At 52.7% G+C, this 14,354-nt stretch carries 14 protein-coding genes; 9 read left to right on the forward strand and 5 right to left on the reverse strand.

Annotation, left to right across the window (positions count from 1 at the left end; all coding sequences use genetic code 11):
* Positions 1-2: 2 nt before the first annotated feature.
* Complete coding sequence (locus tag M8010_RS12295; RefSeq protein ID WP_250091594.1) at positions 3-1,718, reverse strand: NADH-ubiquinone oxidoreductase-F iron-sulfur binding region domain-containing protein; 1,716 nt, start codon at positions 1,716-1,718, stop codon at positions 3-5.
* A 290-nt stretch (positions 1,719-2,008) separates the two neighbouring features.
* On the opposite strand from M8010_RS12295, the gene M8010_RS12300 reads away from it, so the two are divergent.
* Both M8010_RS12300 and M8010_RS12305 read left to right on the forward strand, forming a co-directional pair.
* Positions 2,009-2,791, forward strand: coding sequence for an SDR family NAD(P)-dependent oxidoreductase (locus tag M8010_RS12300; RefSeq protein ID WP_250091595.1), 783 nt, complete (start codon positions 2,009-2,011; stop codon positions 2,789-2,791).
* A 48-nt stretch (positions 2,792-2,839) separates the two neighbouring features.
* On the forward strand, positions 2,840-3,775 hold the full coding sequence (locus M8010_RS12305) for a ketopantoate reductase family protein (protein ID WP_250091597.1): 936 nt from the start codon (positions 2,840-2,842) through the stop codon (positions 3,773-3,775).
* 628 nt (positions 3,776-4,403) lie between these two features.
* On the opposite strand, the gene M8010_RS12310 is transcribed toward M8010_RS12305, so the two are convergent.
* A complete protein-coding gene (locus tag M8010_RS12310; protein ID WP_250091599.1) occupies positions 4,404-4,835 on the reverse strand; it encodes a hypothetical protein in 432 nt (143 codons plus the stop codon).
* 12 nt (positions 4,836-4,847) lie between these two features.
* The gene (locus tag M8010_RS12315; RefSeq protein WP_250091601.1) at positions 4,848-5,306 is read right to left on the reverse strand and encodes a hypothetical protein; all 459 of its coding nucleotides are present in this window, start codon (positions 5,304-5,306) and stop codon (positions 4,848-4,850) included.
* A gap of 770 nt (positions 5,307-6,076) precedes the next feature.
* Between M8010_RS12315 and M8010_RS12320 the strand changes: the two genes are divergently transcribed.
* Entirely contained in the window at positions 6,077-6,640 is a 564-nt protein-coding gene (locus tag M8010_RS12320) for a hypothetical protein (protein WP_250091603.1), read from the forward strand.
* Positions 6,641-6,642: 2 nt separating this feature from the next.
* Positions 6,643-7,149, forward strand: a complete 507-nt coding sequence (locus tag M8010_RS12325) for a replication protein P (RefSeq protein ID WP_250091605.1) — start codon at positions 6,643-6,645, stop codon at positions 7,147-7,149.
* On the opposite strand, the gene M8010_RS12330 is transcribed toward M8010_RS12325, so the two are convergent.
* Positions 7,138-8,288, reverse strand: a protein-coding gene (locus M8010_RS12330; RefSeq protein ID WP_250091508.1) for an IS3 family transposase whose coding sequence is annotated in 2 segments (ribosomal slippage) — positions 7,138-8,045 and positions 8,045-8,288 — 1,152 coding nt in all. Because the reading frame shifts where the segments join, the coding sequence is not laid out codon by codon here. The genes M8010_RS12325 and M8010_RS12330 overlap by 12 nt on opposite strands.
* A 23-nt stretch (positions 8,289-8,311) precedes the next feature.
* Positions 8,312-10,258, reverse strand: coding sequence for an AAA family ATPase (locus M8010_RS12335; protein WP_250091606.1), 1,947 nt, complete (start codon positions 10,256-10,258; stop codon positions 8,312-8,314).
* Between the two features lie 241 nt (positions 10,259-10,499).
* Here M8010_RS12335 and M8010_RS12340 point away from each other — a divergent pair, with 241 nt between their 5' ends.
* The 5 genes from M8010_RS12340 to M8010_RS12360 all read left to right on the forward strand — a co-directional run bounded on the left by M8010_RS12340 (position 10,500) and on the right by M8010_RS12360 (position 14,354).
* Entirely contained in the window at positions 10,500-11,873 is a 1,374-nt protein-coding gene (locus M8010_RS12340; RefSeq protein ID WP_250091608.1) for a hypothetical protein, read from the forward strand.
* Between the two features lie 184 nt (positions 11,874-12,057).
* Entirely contained in the window at positions 12,058-12,318 is a 261-nt protein-coding gene (locus M8010_RS12345) for a hypothetical protein (protein WP_250091610.1), read from the forward strand.
* A gap of 1 nt (position 12,319) precedes the next feature.
* Positions 12,320-13,591 carry a site-specific integrase gene (locus M8010_RS12350; protein ID WP_250091612.1) on the forward strand — a complete coding sequence of 424 codons (1,272 nt, stop codon included), beginning with the start codon at positions 12,320-12,322 and terminating at the stop codon, positions 13,589-13,591.
* Between the two features lie 92 nt (positions 13,592-13,683).
* On the forward strand, positions 13,684-13,920 hold the full coding sequence (locus tag M8010_RS12355; RefSeq protein WP_250091614.1) for a type II toxin-antitoxin system Phd/YefM family antitoxin: 237 nt from the start codon (positions 13,684-13,686) through the stop codon (positions 13,918-13,920).
* A complete protein-coding gene (locus M8010_RS12360) occupies positions 13,920-14,354 on the forward strand; it encodes a type II toxin-antitoxin system VapC family toxin (RefSeq protein WP_250091616.1) in 435 nt (144 codons plus the stop codon). The genes M8010_RS12355 and M8010_RS12360 overlap by 1 nt, the downstream gene beginning before the upstream one ends.

Genomic DNA, 14,354 nt, shown 5'->3' on the forward strand with positions numbered 1-14,354 from the left:
CCCTACCCTTTTGCGATCAGGTTGTGGCTGGCGAGTTCGCTGCGAAAATCGCGAAGCAGACTCAGCACCGGATTGGGTGCAGCTTGGCCCAGACCGCAGATGGAGGCATCCGCCATCACCCCGGCCAGCTGCTGGAGCGTTTCCTCATCCCAGGTTTTTCGTTCCAGCAAGGTGAGCATTTTCTCGGTGCCGACGCGGCAGGGCGTGCACTGCCCGCAGGATTCATCCGCGAAGAAACCCAGAAGGTTGGAGGCTGCAGCGGCCAAGTCGTCCTGATCGGACAAAACAATCACCGCGGCGGAGCCGATAAAACAGCCGTGTTCCTGCAGGGTGTCGAAGTCCAGGGGGATGTCGGCTTTGCTGGCGGGCAGTATTCCGCCGGAGGCTCCGCCAGGCAGATAGGCCAGCAGGCGATGCCCTTCGGCCATGCCGCCGCAAAACTCCTCAATCAACTCATTGAGGGTGATCCCCGCCGGGGCAAGGTGCACGCCGGGCTGGGCAACCCGCCCGGAGACCGAAAAGCTGCGAAGCCCTTTACGACCATGTCGCCCCTGGCTGGCGAACCATTCGGCACCCTGGGCATGGATGCGCGGGATCCAGTAGACCGTTTCGACATTGTTGACCAGGGTGGGCTGACCAAACAGCCCTTTCTGAGCAACGAACGGGGGGCGATGGCGGGGCTTGCCGGGTTTGCCCTCCAGGGATTCGATCAGGGCTGATTCCTCACCGCAGATATAGGCGCCGGCGCCACGACGCAGGATCACAAAGCCAGGCTCAATGAATCCGGCCGCTTCCAGTTCGGCAATGGCCTCCTTCAATACCCTGAGAAGGCCGGGGTATTCGTCCCGCAGGTAAATGTACAGAGCCTTTGCCTCGACTGCCCAGGCGCTGACCAGTGCGCCCTCCAGGAAGACATGGGGCTCGCGTTCCAGGTAATAGCGATCCTTGAAGGTGCCCGGTTCGCCCTCGTCGGCGTTGATTACCGCGTAGCGCGGCCCCGGCTCAGCCCTCACTGCCTGCCATTTGCGGTAGGTGGGAAATCCGGCGCCGCCCAGTCCCCGCAGGCCGGCCTGCTCAAGTTCCTGCGCCAGGGATTCGACGCTCACCCGGCCTTCACGGCAATCTGCCAGCAACCCATAACCACCCGCGGAACGGTAATCCGCCAGACTCGGCCAGCGGATTTCTTCTGGTCGAACCTGCCCATGCTCTACGGCGTCACCCACATTGAACGCATTGGCATGGCACACATGATGATGCCCAACGGCCACCACCGGCGCTGTATCGCAGCGCCCCATGCAGGGCGCGCGCAGTACCCGAACCCGGGCGGGATCAGCCCCGTCAACCAAATCCTGATGCAGTGCTTCCGCCCCGGCCAGCTGGCAGGAAAGTGAGTCACACACCCGCAGGGTTATCTCGGCCGGCGGCACCTGTTCATCGTGAGTAACATCAAAGTGGGCGTAAAAGGTGGCCGTTTCATAAATGGCGGCCATGGGAAGATTCATGAAAGCAGCCAGGGCCCGGAGCCGTGGCATGGAGAGATAACCGTAGTTGTCCTGCAGTGCATGCAGGTGCTCGATCAGGCGATCACGGTGGCGCAGCGATGAATCGATTCGTTCGTCACCGATCAGATCCCGCAGTTCCGACAGTAAAGCCGTTTCCAGTTGACGGCCCCGAAGCGCGGAGCGCCGGCGTTTGACCGTCTTATCGTCTGTGCTCATTGTTTTTGACCAGACCCCTGGGTACAAAAGACAGCCTTGGTGGCTGGCCTGACTATTTAACATTGATTGAAGCATATCCGGCTGGGTCGCCGCCAGCAGCCTGTCGGACTTGCACCTGACAACGTCGTTTTTAGTTGCCCTGTTCTTTAGGCTGCTGGCCTCTTTTCAATCCACCGGGTACCGACAGCAATTGATGTAATCCACTGTTCGAGAGAAGATAACGTTCTCAGACTTCACGGGCGAAACCTGTGCCCCCTCTGCAAACCAACAACCACAAAAAGAGACTTGCCATGAAACTCAAAGATTCCGTCGCCATTGTCACCGGCTCCTCCTCCGGTATCGGCGCCGCCATCGCCCGCCTGTTTGCCGAACACGGATGCCACGTGGCGATCAACTACAGTAACAATGAAGACGGCGCCCGGGCGGTAGCCGCCGACTGCGAGAAGCATGGTGTAAAAACCCTGGTAATGCGCGCCGATGTGGCGGAGGACGCCGACTGCCGCGCCCTGGTGGACGCCACCCTGGATCAGCTAGGCCGTGTTGATATCCTGGTAAACAACGCTGGCACCACCAAATTCTGTGATCACGCCAACCTCGACGGCCTCGACAAACAGGACTTTCTCGACCTGTACGCCGTCAATACCGTGGGCCCCTACCAGATGACCCGTGCCGCCGAGAAAGCCCTGCGGGCCAATGGTTCCGGGCACATCATCAACATGGCTTCCATTGCCGGCCTCGCTGGCATCGGCAGTTCCATTGCCTATGCCGCCTCGAAGGGCGCCCTGGTAACCATGACCCGCTCCCTGGCCCGGATCATGGGCCCGGAAGTCCGAGTCAATGCCGTCTGTCCCGGTTTCGTACAGGGTGAATGGCTGAAAAAGGGCCTGGGCGAAGACAAGTATGACGCGGTACTGGAGAAGACCAAGGGTGCCTCGCCCCTGCATGATGCCGCCTCACCGGAAACCGTAGCCGACGTCTGCCTGGGCCTGATCATCGGCGGCGACCTGACCACAGGGGAAACCATCCTCATCGACGGTGGCGCTCACCTGGGTATGGCGCCGGTCCGTCGCTAACAGCCCTGAGCAGAGGGATCCACTTCGAAACAACGAGATCGTCCTGACATGAGCAATAAACCCAGCATTCTGATCGTCGGCGCGGGCGCCATTGGCAGTTTTTATGGCGCCATCCTCAAAAAAGCCGGTTGTAGCGTCAGCACCGTGGTGCGCTCCGAATACGACGCGGTGAAAGCCAACGGCATAACCATTTCGAGCCCCCTGGGGGACCTCTCCTACCGACCAGATCATCTCTACCGTGGCGGCGACACACCAGTGGCAGAACCGGATTACCTGATCCTGTGTGTGAAGGTACTGCCGGGCGTAGACCGCGCCGCCCTGGTCAAACCCTGGATGGGCAGCACCACCCGCCTGGTGCTGATCGAAAATGGTCTGGACATCGAACGGGAGCTGGCCGAAGCCTACCCGGACAATCCCCTCATCAGCTGTCTGGCCTTCATCGCTGCGAGCCGCACGGAACCTGGCGTGGTCGAGCACAAGGCCTATGGCAAGCTGGTCATGGGCCGCTACCCCAAAGGCATCGACGACAACTGCCGGGAATTGTCACAACTGTTCATGGACGGCGGCATCCGCATCGACCTGACCGAGCAGGTTGAGGGTGAGCGCTGGCGCAAGTGCCTGTGGAACACCCCATTCAATCCCCTGTCGGTCATCGCCAATGGCGCTGACACCCGGACCATTCTGGACACCGAAGGTGGTGAGGATCTGATCCGTGCCATGATCCGTGAAGTCATGGACGTCGCTGCCGCCGAAGGCTACCCCATGGACGACAAGGTGATCGAGCAGAACATTACCGGTACCCGAAAGATGCCGCCTTACAAGAACAGCATGGCGGTGGACTACCTCAATGGCCGGCCCATCGAGCGGGAGGCCGTACTGGGCAATGTGGTGACCATCGCACAACGTCATGGCATTCCGGTACCGCACCTGAACACCGTGCTGGTGACGCTGAAAATGCGGGCGGCGCTGGAAGGCCGGGACTGACCGCAACAAAGCACACCCCAAAGCGATGAAAAAGAAGCTAACTATTTTCTATCGCTTCAAGTTGCTATAAAAAATGGAGAAAAATGGAGGCGCGGGTCGGAATCGAACCGGCGTTAACGGAGTTGCAGGACGAACATCCAGAATGCTTTTTTTCTTTTTAATACAATGACCTGGAAAGTATTCCTCCGATATAAACTACGCCCATTGGGTTTTTATAAAATCGTTTCCGCTCAATAAGTTACATTTTTATTTTTTGGGTAAATTACCGCGCTTCCCCTGGATCGAAGAGGGTCACATTCCAGAACGGTCGAGCAGCAGACGGCCGCACCTGGATTCAGACGATTCAGAACATTGGGAAAACCCAAATCCGTAGCGGCACTGACAAAAGCAAAGCCGGCCGCATCGACACTACTTGCAACCAATTCATGTCACTGATGTAGCCTGAAAACCATCGGGTAAAAGCGACCTGAATATGTTTGCGGTCTGGCGACAGCAAGGTTCTACTTCGTTTCCAGGGACGCTTTTCGGGGTAAGTCCATGCCCCTAATGTTTGGTTGGAAGCCCTGATCGTCAGAGTAGTGCTCGGAAATCAGGCAGTTATGGGTGGCTGTTGAGGATATATCCCAGCTCAATCGATGGGCTGACGCAGTTGGATAACTTCCCAAGCTGGCTTTTCCTGAAGGCGGCTGAATAACTCCTCAGTGTCCAATCGCAGTAGGTCGTCAGGCACTGCTGCGTGCAGCTTCCGCAGTTCGCTCGAGGAGCTCGAGATATTTTTAAAAAGATCCCATCTGATGTCGCGAATGAACCTTTTCGAATCTACTGACATTGCCGGCTTAAAGGGCCACCAGCAAAAGATACACAGTGGATGAACAACGTCCACCCCCGGCCAAAACCTACGGCTCAAAAGCTCAGCTCGCCGCTGCCCAAGCTCCCAACCTCCAACTACGATTTCATTACTATTTTCATGTGGCATAGCGGTTAGACTCACCACATTTTCGAAAACTTCTATCCAATTCTCGTCGCTCCATTCTTCCGATGTCGAGTTTGAAATTGACATGATTTGCCTCCGTTAAGCGTAAACAGCAGTATATATTCCGGAAACTAACCAAATCATCCCTATTAGCAAGGCAGCCAACTGAGGACCAAATGGAATTCCGGTCAGCATGTCTCTTACGACGTTATATTTTTGGCTTCTCATTGGAATCAGGAAAAGAAGGAACAAGCCAAATGCTAGCGACAGTAGAAACCATAAAGAAGCTCTAAAGACCTCTTCGAGGGCTCGATTTGGAAACCCCGTTTTCTCTGCCCCTAGTTGAATCATAATCACTGATGCAGGTATCAGAATGCTCACCGCCGTCACCCCAGCTACACTCGCGTTATTCAATGCGGATGCTGCAAACTGTCTCTGTTCAAGACAATCGAGCGGACTGGACCTAAGCGAACTTCGTATTTCCAGCCATCCGCCAATATGGAAAACTGCAAACAAAAGGAAGACGATGATATCCCACCACTGATAGAGATAATTCATTGCGCCTCCATAGGGTTGATCCAGAGATTCGTAGTTACCCAACTGCGTACTATGCGAACGCGTTCGGTTATATATGTTTGCATAACATAAATTTCAGTCGATCCTGCGATCCTAAAACCGTATTGATAATAGTTTGCCGAACTCTTCTGGACATAAGGATATAAATTCAGAGAGCATCAATCTAGCTATTGTTATGCGTCGACCAGTTACTCACGTTAGTAATTGAAGACCAAGAATGCGAAGAGCGCAATACAGGGGCTACCCACAGGCTAATGCCTACAACGGGGCAACAAAGGGCGCGAGTGGTCCTGTTGAGTAACAAGGGCTTTTCCGGGCGGGTGTTCGCGGACAGAGTGAGTGTCTTTGTAGAGCCGATCAGTAACTGGGGTCATCCACTTGAGCATTTCGCGTCTCTACTGAAGTGGGGGAAACGCACCTTGAAGTGGATCGGCCCGATCGACCAAAGCGCCGGCCCTAAGGAACATTTGACCCTATTGATACCAAAAGTGCTGCCAGAACTGTGTTGCCAAGCATTGCGACGGCAATAACCAGTAACCTGACGATTAGAAACCGTTTGCTGCACTCATCCCACAACTCACCACTCATTCGAACTGTCAACACAACACGCAGCCAGTTTTACGCGGGCGTATTGACAGTCAGGCGGTTTGCAACCCGGTAAATTAGTTTTCACGCAGTAGGGGGCGCTACCGGCACCAAACGTCAGACGCGCTCCCCGGGTAATGAATCCAAAGCTTCAGGAACAAACAGTAATGACGATTGTTAAAAAACGATTAACTGAAAATTTCGCTACGATTCCAAATTCCATATTCGATGGTACACAGCTGTCGCTCGACACTATAGGAGTATTAGTTTATCTCCTCTCACTTCCCGAGAATTGGGAAGTCCGGGCTGACCATATTCGGAGAAAATTTAATATTGGCAAAGCAAAACAACAGCGAATCTTCAAAGAACTCGAGAATGCTGGTTATTTGATTCGGGACAAAGCGCAAGGAACCGATGGGCGCTGGACCACGGGTATCAAGATTCGCCAGGTCCCTCAAAAGCCAGCTGCTACCAAGGACGGATCTTCCGGTATCGGATTTTCGGGCAACGGTCGTTCCGACACCGGTGCACATGGTCCTTTATGTAAGACAATATCCAACAAGAAATACTCAAAAAATAAAAATATCACTAATACGCAGCCAAAGCCCGACAGCAAGTGCAAGAACCCAACTCCGAATGAAGAAATAACGGCAACCAGGTCAAATGACAGTACGTCAGCTTTGACATTCGATATAAATCACGGAGACATTTCCTGGCTATGGGAGAGTTAAAAATGCAGTCACAACTAAAGCCGATTGATGCCGAGATTCAGATGGCAAAGGCTGTTGAGTATATATTCACCCAAATTAAGCTGATCTGTCCGGGTTGGAAAGCGACGTGGTCAAACGAATCAGTTGAAAATGAAGCGAAGAAATTCTGGCTGAAAGTTCTCTTGGAGACGGGTATCCGAACCGATCTTGAAATCAAGTGCGGACTGCAGAGAACTTTGAAAGAAGGAGACCCATACTGCCCTCCGATAGGACGGTTTATCAGGTGGTGCAAACCCAATCCTGAGGTTCTGGGATTACCATCGGCAAGTGCTGCCTACAGGGAGGCGTGCCAGAAAGTTCATCCTGCGCGACGACAGTGTGCTTGGAGCCATGCAGCGGTATTTCTCGCAGCGCAATCGGTAGGAGCACATGAACTCCGCATATTGAGCCAGGACAAGAGTTGGCCAATGTTTGAGCGAGCGTACGCGATTGCCTGCGACTGGCAAGCCCCCGATATCCTAGACACCTGACAGCTTTGTGAAATACTGCTTTTCGAAGTCCGCTGGCGACAGGCCACCGTTGTTGCCATGACGGCGAACCGGGTTATAGAACATCTCGATGTAATCGAAGATATCTTGGCGAGCCGTTTCCCGATCTTTGTAGATTTTCCGTTTCACCCGCTCGCTCTTGAGCAACGAGAAGAAGCTTTCGGCAACGGCATTGTCGTGACAGTTGCCACGCCGGCTCATGCTGGGTTTCAGTCGGTGGTCTTTCAGGAAGTCTCTCCATTCACGGCTGGTGTACTGCGATCCCTGATCGGAGTGGATCAGAACCTCCTGTTTTGGCCGACGCTTCCAGGAAGCCATCAACAGCGCATCCATAACAAGGTCTGTCGACATTCTCGATTTCATGGACCAGCCAACGATTTGTCGTGAGAACAAGTCCAGCACTGCCGCGAGATACAGGAAGCCCTCATGGGTACGGATGTAGGTGATATCGGTCACCCAACGTTCGTTCGGCTTCTGGGCCTCGAACTCACGGTTCAGATGATTCGGTGCCACGTGAGCCGGCTTGCCACCGTAATAGCCCTTGTGGCGCTTGTAACCGCGCTGTGCGCGGATGCCTTCGTTTCTCATGAGCCGGTACACCCGGTTCTTACTGCACCGCTCTCCGAGGTCTTTCAGATCCAGGGTGATGTTCCGGTAGCCGTACACGCCACCACTTTCGAGCCAGGCCTGTTTGATCAATCCCACCAAGCGACGATTGGCCTTGGCGCGAGGGCTTTCCGGTGTATGTAGCCAGCTATAGAAGCCACTGAAGTGGACTCCCAGAACCCGGCACATGACACGGACTCGAAATTCACTCTGGTGAGCCCTGATGAAGCGATACTTTACTTGGACTCTTTGGCAAAGAACGCTGCGGCCTTTTTTAGTATGTCGCGCTCTTCACTGACCCGGCGCAACTCCGCTCTCAACTTGCGCAGCTCATCCTGCTGGTCGTTGATCTGTTGGTGCTGGCTGCCAGCATCACCGTAGAGCTTGATCCATTTATGCAAGCTGGCTGAGGTGATCCCCAGTCTCCGGCACACATCCGTCACCTTGTAGCCACGCTCGGTGACTTGCTTGACGGCCTCAATTTTGAATTCTTCGGAGTATCGCTTTCCGCTCATTACCAACACCTGTAGATTTGCGTTTAGTGTAACGCTATCAGGCGTCTACTGTATCGGGGGCTTGCCACCCATTTCACTTCAAGAAGATACATATGGGCATTGAGAGGAGTTTTTTTCTTTCGACCGTTAATATGGTCGAACCAGTTACGAACTAAGCGGAAGAGCTGAAAACTATGTGTAAGGATGAATAGTTGCGCGGCTTCTGCTGTTTTCATTTTCATAAAACTGAAGGCGCTATACAGGGAGTTAGCATCCAGGCTGGATATTGGGTCATCTATGACGATGATTGTTTTCGTTAAATCCAGACTTTCATCCTCGAGCGTCTTCAGAAAATACATGAAGGCAATCGCCGTCCGCTCACCCTCACTGAGATGATACGCCGGCTCTCCGTAGCGAAATAATCGATAGCCTGAGTCAGATGTCTCAAACGTCAGTTCGCGCCTCCCAAGGTATGCAGCTACCTCTTCGTTCAATTCCTCTGCTGCTTTTAGATGATGACGTACCTCCTCTTCAAGTTGTTTTATCCGAGCCTTGTTTTTGTCACGCTTGCTCCTTTTGTCCTCAGCGCTGGCATCCAGCTGAAGCAAATCGGCCTTGTATTGTTGATACTCATCTAGCGCCTCGAGAACCATGTCATCCGCAACGCGATTCATCGCGTCTTGGACTTGCTGCTCAAATGATGAGCTGTGCCGATTGTGCTCGTCGATCAACTTATTAATCCCGTCAACGACCCCGAGCCCAAACTGCGCTGCAATATTCTGCGAGGCATCCAGCGCTATGCTAACGGTCTTGACTAACCAGTTGGAGTCTTTCGCTGCAGTCGAAAAGGCGAATAGAAAGTCTCGAAGATCCATCCGTTGAAAGGGATTTTCACGTTTTTTCTGAAGAGCTGATGCCAACGAATCCAGGAAATTAACAACGCTTAGTTTACTCGAGCTCCACCGTTCAGCGTATTTTTCGAAGTCAGCCTGAAGGTGTTGATAAAGTAATCCTGTAGCAGGAAGCTCGAAGTTCTTGATTGCTCTGATGGAAGACTCGATATTCTGGATTTGACTGTCCAGTTCCGCCTGATACCGATTAAGCTCATCATTAAAATGGGCTTCTAGATCTTCGAGGCGATTTTCGGGGAGGCTCTGTTTACAAAACAGGCAGTGGTCTGTTTCGGAGCGATTCTTATGGAGGTTCAAGCCAGATTGAACCCACTGTCCAAGCTGGGGGTTGTCACGGAGCTCCTGGATAACCGACGCCGTAACCGACTTCTCCAGTAAGCGCTCGACCCTTTGGGTCAGTTCCATGAACTTAATCGGAGGCAACTTCACGTTGGCAACCGTTTTCATGAGTTGCGCATGTGCAACTCCCAGAAGTTGTTCCCTGTCAGCTTCCTTCAAGCGAGCACCACCTGAGGTCAACAGCTCCTCTACCCGGCTTTCGAAAGCTGGGCGATTGTAATTGTTGAATCGGCCACCAGGCCGCGTGAGAGCATTTTTTATGTTCGACGCGCCCTCACTGCAGAATTTGTCGAACCCCTTCTGTTTAGCGCTCTTCTGGGTATCGAGCGACTTCAGATCTTCAACGATGGTTTCGACATCGGACCTTAAACCTGAGATTTCCTTCTGCTTTTCAACAGAGTCCTCACCAAGGTAGAAAACTGGAGCCAACTCCTGCTGCGCCGGATCTTCGAAGATGGCGTGTTCGATGAAACTTCGATTAAATACCCGGATCGGCGGAATGGAGCCTTTTTGAGGAAGCTTTCCGTTCACCGTTTTATCACCGAATTCGAAGTTCAATGACGATGCGCTGGCCGAACGCCGATGTTCCAGATCGGAAAAAATGGTCGTCAGGGTTGTTTTGCCACTTCCATTTAATCCGTAAATCAAGTTGAAGCGTGCAAAGTCATCAAGGTTATCCGGCCAAGTGAAGTCTTTAAAAATCCGAAACCCTTTGATTTCCTTGATTTTCGTTAAACGCATCCTGCCCGTCCCTAGTTTACTGCCAAAGCCAAGAAATGGTGTGTGGTGAATACTGAATGATTCGCTAAGGGAAACCAAGATCCTGAGCTGATTCCGGCTGCGACGAGTTGAACACAACCCATACAAGAGAAAATCGCCTAGAATCTCAACAGAAGAGAAAGGGATCGGGGCAATGGAGTCAGAGTCAGACGATAGCCGGCTCGAGAGAGACCGAGAGGAACTTTTCCACCTTGTGTGGTCGATGCCCAGTGAACAAGTAGCCACAACACTCGGGATTTCTGGCGTCGCGCTCACAAAACGATGCGCCAGGCTTGGAATTCCGAAGCCCCCTCGCGGCTACTGGGCACGATTCAAGGGCAATTCGAATCGATCTATTCCACCAATGGCTGCTTATCAGGAAATCCTTTCGGCTCGGCTTAGCCAAAAGTCAATTCAACCGGGACTGCATTTATCCGAAAGAAAACAGGAGCTCTTTCAAAAAGCCGCCGATACCGTTCTGGCCCAGAACCCCGAACTGGGCCGACTCGAGTTCAAAGGGTCGAGGCTTATGCATATAGACCTCGCGCTCGCCTCTGCAGTTTTAACCACAGCGATCAAGCACTTTGAAGAGTTCCTGCCCAACACACCGTTTGTTTCCGCAAGGCAGGTAGCAGCCGGCCTATTGGATGCCCTTCTCCCCGTGGTTGCGAAGAATGTGTTGGTTTTTCCTAAATCCGAAAAACCGAGTTATCGGTCTGAGAGTGATTTTTTGGTGGTCCGCATTTCCGAGAATTTGCTACGCCATCTTGCCAATGCCAATCGGTTAGTGAGCGACCTGCAGCTGGCGTTTTCAGCGATCCCACTAAATAGCTCAGAATATTGCCAGAGCGTTCGATATATTTTCACCCCAAAATCCTATTGGATCGCCAAAGCCGATTTGTGCGTGTCTAAGACACATGCCTGGCTTAGGATTGAGCAACAGTCTCCCGCGAACACCTACGAGACCATTCAGGTTCCGATCGACCATCTTGGACCGCTATCTTTCGTGCCAGGGCTGCCTCGTTACACTCACACCGATCCGGAAGTTCGAATATACCGAGAAGACTGGGACCTGCTGCAAACGCTGCTGGAGGCTGAGGATATGCATACACTTGGCTCCTCTATCGTGTACGACCTCCTGGATGAAGATTTACACCTGAAGCTCGGACGCGCTATGAAGATATGGTGGCCCCGCGAACAGTTTCAGGCGCTCCAAGTACTGCAGGAAGGATTGGTCTCTGCTGAGCAGCGCATCGAACAATGGGAATCGGAACTTGCGGCCGCCAAGCAAAGACTTTGTGAAAAAATTCTTGGCATTCGCTCCGGTGATGTTCTGCAGGTCATGCAACAAGGAAAGCCGGGACGCATTCAGGTCGACAGGTTGGACGTGTTCAAGTATGAGCACAAGATCACGTTTATGGCGCATGGCAAGCTGTTCAGAAAAGACGGGATGGTCGGAAAGCGGAATGAAACGTTGTATCTGTCGCTGCCAACCATCATCGCTCATCAGCTGACCGGATTTAAAGAACCCCCCCAGCCATCTCCGCAACAAAGCGCGAGGGCCTACCCATTCTGGAAATGGAGTTGGCAACGTTGAGGGAGCCTCGAGTTACCCCAGAAGCAGCGGTACTGCAAAACGATGGCATTTTTATGCTGTCTTTTTGCGCTTGCTCCTCCCACAAAAGACGTAAAGTGATCTCAATATCTGATCATTGCCGCTTCTGACGCAGCGTCTCTAAAGCGATCAGATGCGTCTAAACCAATGAGTTCGGGAGATTGCCATGCGTCCGGTATCGATTGAAGATTTTATTCAAGTGGTCTTTGAATACGACAGCACGCCACCTGCCCCATCAACTATTCGCCGGCTCTGCGCAACAAAAGACGAGTTCGGGCTGGCAGTCATCCCCGGTGCCTTTAAGCTAGGAAAAGCCTGGAAAATTGACTTGGATGGCTATTTCCGGGAGATGGAGCGTCGGATGTCCGGATCCGACTTTGAAGACGACAACTTCATTCACGAACTGGCGAATAAATTAGCGTCCTGACATGGCACCGAAATACCGCTCTGACAAAAATTCGACTCTACACAGGTATCCTGGCCTCTATCTGAGCGAGGACGGCGTCTACTTTGTCGTCCATCCCATAACCAAAAAACGTGGCAGTTTGAGAACGAAGGACCGAAACGTCGCTATTCGGCGGTGGTCGGTGCTAAACCAATCGTGGGAGACAGAAGTCCATGAATGGCACGCCAACTCCCTTGCTGAAAAATTAAATGGTCTTTCAACACCGGCAAGCAAAGGTGATCATACCCTCCTCCAAGACTACCTCAAGAAATGGAGAACGGAGGTTCTTGGTCATCAAATAGAAGGTAAGCGCATAGTTTGGTCTGAGTGCCGGGTTCTATCGCTACGAGGGCCAAACAAAGGCGCCCCTATTGCTAGGCCAACCAGAGTGGATTACGCAAGCGATGCCAGGCAATTGGAACAGAGTGACGACGCAAAGTTTCCCCTTTCTGATCCACAGATTCTTCGCAAGATCCGAAAGCTGATGTCGCCATGGTTGCCGATGCCGACACATTATAACGGCCTCAAGAATACGTTGAACCGGGTTTTCCTCCATGCCGTTCAAGAAGGTCTCATTGACAGAAATCCGATGATTGATATCCGTAAGGCGGCCGAGGAAAAGCGCAAAGTGCTAATCCCCGATGAAGCCTACCGGAGGATCACGGAACATTTATGCGTTCACCGGCACAACAAACGAGACATGGACGGCACCTGGCGCGCAAAGATTTGTGATCTCATCTATATGATGAGCCAACAGCCCATTGACGTGTTCAATCTGAAGGAAAACCAGGGCGAGCTCTATGACAAGCCCATTGATCGTGGGGACTACGTTGCACACGGCGTCATCCGGTTCGCACGACACAAAACCAAAATCGGCATCGAGCTTGAAATGAATGAGGACCTGGCAGACTTGTGGAGGTGGTTTATCGAGTTCAAGCGAAGGGAGGCAATTATCAGTGAGTATCTGCTCGTGTATCCACGCTATTTCGACATGCGCTCCCGAGCACAACACGTGAAACACAGAACAATGCAGGAAGCCTGGCGAGACGCATGTAAAAAAGCGGGCTATGGTGGCATGTACCACCTCAGAGATCTTCGCAAAAAGGGATTGACAGAAGAATTCCTGAGCCAAGGGGAAAACGACAAAGGTGGCCATGAAACGGAGGCCATGCGCAATCACTACCGGTTGATCAAACCGCCGAAGCGGGCTAGGACAACAATCCGATTTGAACGGGAGCAGAAAGTATCGGAGTGAGTGAGATAAAACCAAAATTCTCCGAAGGCCCTGATTGCCAGAAAACTTCTACTGAGAGTACACTAGTTGTGTACACGCATAGGGTGAGAATAATGCAAACCATAAATGTTCGGGAAACTCGGGAAAAGCTCTCAAATCTATTGGATGCTGTGGCTGCAGGAGAAGAGGTTGTGATTCTTCGCCACGGCAAACCTGCCGCACGCCTGACCGGCGCCCTGCCCGAGAAGATCCAGTTTCCAAACCGTTCGGAACTCAGGGCATCTCTGCCACCTGTTCGGGAAAGCGCTGCCCAAGCGGTGCGGGAACTCAGAGATGAAGAGCGCTATTGATGCTGTATTTCGATACAAGCGCCGTTCTCCCCTACTACCGTCAAGAGCATGCTAGCGATAAGGTTCAGGCTTTGCTTGAGTCTCAGACCAAGCCTGTTCTCATCAGTCATCTCACTAAAGTCGAGGTGGCAAGCGCACTGGCCCGGTGGGTACGTATGGGAGAGCTCAGTGAACCTCAGGCGAACCGAATCGAAAGTGCCTTCCATGATGATGTTAGCCATGGGCGCTTCAGCCTTTGCCCCATTGAAACGGACCACTATCAACGCGCCAGCCAGTGGATTGCGACAAGGAAGACAAGCTTGAGGACATTGGATGCACTTCACCTGGCCTGCGCAGAGCATCACCAGGCTCGTTTGATCAGTGAGGATGAGGCACTTGTTTCCGCTGCCGTTTTCTTTGGTATTGATGCCAGCCTTGCCTCAAAGAGCGCCTGA

The sequence above is a fragment of the Marinobacter sp. ATCH36 genome (genome assembly GCF_023555055.1).
GTDB lineage: Bacteria > Pseudomonadota > Gammaproteobacteria > Pseudomonadales > Oleiphilaceae > Marinobacter.